3 protein-coding genes are annotated in these 2473 nt (G+C 64.7%); all 3 read left to right on the top strand.

The genetic code is table 11. The features are described 5' to 3' along the window. Nucleotides 1-518 (top strand): ArdC family protein (locus AX703_RS28040; protein WP_255355084.1); only part of this gene is annotated, 518 nt, incomplete at its 5' end. After that, complete coding sequence (locus AX703_RS20275; protein ID WP_017499954.1) at nt 515-949, top strand: DUF2958 domain-containing protein; 435 nt, start codon at nt 515-517, stop codon at nt 947-949. The genes AX703_RS28040 and AX703_RS20275, both read left to right, overlap by 4 nt. 85 nt (nt 950-1034) lie before the next feature. Further along, nucleotides 1035-2473: ParB N-terminal domain-containing protein (locus tag AX703_RS20270; RefSeq protein WP_062346724.1), on the top strand; the 1439-nt coding region annotated here is incomplete at its 3' end.

Raw genomic sequence — 2473 nt, 5'->3', positions numbered from 1 at the left:
TCGCACAGTGCGAAGGCTTGCGCCCCGGCCTTGCCACCGACCCCGCACCGCTTCCCGAACGCCAAGTCGTGCCGATCGCCGAAGCGGTCATTGCGGCATCGGGCGTCGATTTCCGCATCGGTGGGGACAAGGCCTACTATGTCCCGAGCGCCGACTATGTGCAGGTGCCCCCGCAACCGGCCTTCCACGAACAGATCAATTTCTACCGGACGGCGCTGCACGAACTCTGTCATGCCAGCGGCCACCCGTCGCGCCTCAATCGCAATCTGCGCAATGCGTTCGGCAGCAAGGACTATGCGCGCGAAGAATTGATCGCCGAGATGGGATCGGCCTTCCTTTGCGCCGCGCTCGGCATCGTGCCGACCGTTCGTCACGCCGATTATCTGGCATCATGGCTCGACGTGCTGCGCGAGGACAATCGCGCGATCTTTCGCGCGGCCAGTCAGGCGAGCAAGGCCGCCGATTGGCTGCTTGCCCGCTACGCCGAGACGCAGGACGAAGGGAGGGAAGCGGCATGATTACGCTCCCCCATGCGATCCTTTCGGCGCTGCGCGCGAATGCGCGCGCCAGCCGCCTCCACGAGCAGCGCGACGAACGGTTCGACCCGTTCCCGGTGGTCAAATTCTTCAATCCGGTCGGCGCGGCGACGTGGATCGCCACCGAGCTTTACGACGATGGAGACACGCTGTTCGGCCTCGCCGACTTGGGGTTCGGATGCCCGGAAATGGGCGTGTTCTCGCTTACCGAGATTGCGGGCGTCCGCTTGCCCTTCGGCCTGTTCATCGAGCGCGACGAGCATTTCGAGCCGCTGGCCCCGCTTTCGCTATGGTCCGATACCGCGCGGCGCATGGGTGCAATCGTTCTGGCCGAAGCCGAACTTCGCCGCATCACCGATAGCCGGAACGGCAACGAGCTTCCGCCGCCTCTTGATGATCGAGGGGCCGGATGACGCGCGGCGCGTTTCGCCGCATTGAGTGCCGGTCCCGCCCATCCAGCAAGACAAACGGGACCGGCGCTCCAGAAGGAGCAGACCAATGAAACTCGACTTTATCGACCATAGCAAGCTGGTTCCGTCCAAGGTGAACATGCGGCACGGACCCAAGCCCCCGGACGTGGGCGACATTCTGCCCTCGATCCGCAAGCGCGGTGTCATCGTGCCGCTGATCGTGCGCCCGCAGGCGGGCAACGATAATGGCGTCCACGAAATCGTCGCCGGGCGGCGGCGCTGGACGGCGAACGCCATCGCGCTTGTCGAGGGCATCGACCACGGCCCGCTTCCCGTCGCCATCCTCGACGCCGGGGACGACGCCGACGCCATCGAGGCATCGCTTCTCGAGAACACCCGGCTCGATCCCGACGAGGTGACGCGATGGGAAACCTTCGCACGGCTGGTCAAGGAGGGCCGCGACATTGCGGATATCTCCGCGACGTTCGGCATTCCCGAGCTTGGCGTGAAGCGTATCCTAGCGCTCGGCAACCTGCTTCCGCGCATCCGCGATCTTTACCGCAAGGAGAAGATCAACGCGGCGACCGTCCGGCATCTGACGCTGGCGAGCAAGCAGCAGCAGAAGGCATGGCTGGCGCTCTACGACGATGACGACGCCTATTGCCCGACCGGCCAGCAATTGAAGGCATGGCTGTTCGGCGGGCAGTCGATCAAGGTCGAACATGCCCTGTTCGACGTCGATGCGAGCGGCCTTGCGATCGTCGCCGATCTGTTCGGCGAAGACCGCTATTTTGCAGATGCCGACGCGTTCTGGACCGCGCAGAACGCCGTAATCGACGCGCGCAAGGAGGACTATCTGGATGCCGGATGGTTCGACGTGGTGATCGTCCCGCCCGGCGAATATTTCTACCGCTATGAGTTCGCCAAGGCACCCAAGCGCAAGGGCGGGCGCGTGTATATAGATGTGCGCGAAAGCGGCGAGGTCGAGGTCCACGAAGGCTATGTGACGAGCAAGGAGGCCAAGCGGCTCGAACGCGGCGAGGCAATCGAAACCGGCCCCAAAGTGCCGCGCCCCGAAGTGACGAGCACGATGCAGACCTATATCAACCTGCACCGTCATGCCGCTGTCCGCGCCTCGCTGACCCGTCATCCCAAGGTCGCGCTGCGCTTGATGGTCGCCCATGTCATCGTCGGGTCGCCACTGTGGACGGTCAAGCCCGAGCCGCAGACCGCGCGCAACGACGATGTGCGCGAAAGCGTCGAAACTTGCCGCGCGGAAACCGACTTCGACGCGAAGCGCCGCGCCGTATTGGACCTTCTCGGCTTCTCGCCCGAGGAACCGACCGTCACAGGCGGCAACGGCGACGACTTCGGACTGGTCGGCGTGTTCCTGCGCTTGCTCGACGTGCCCGACCGCGCCGTAATGGACGTGATCGTCATCGTCATGGGCGAAACGCTCGCCAGCGGCAGCGCCGCCATCGAGGCGGTCGGCGGCGAGATCGGCGTCGATATGGCCCGCTACTGGCA

Source organism: Novosphingobium sp. CCH12-A3, from assembly GCF_001556015.1.
Lineage (GTDB): Bacteria > Pseudomonadota > Alphaproteobacteria > Sphingomonadales > Sphingomonadaceae > Novosphingobium > Novosphingobium subterraneum.
The sequence above is the reverse complement of the archived record's forward strand: the minus strand, read 5'-3'. Positions and strand labels throughout refer to the sequence as shown.

Coding starts and splice junctions, on each gene's coding strand:
- AX703_RS20275 (WP_017499954.1), top strand. CDS start 515: ATGATTACGCTCCCCCATGCGATCCTTTCGGCGCTGCGCGCGAATGCG.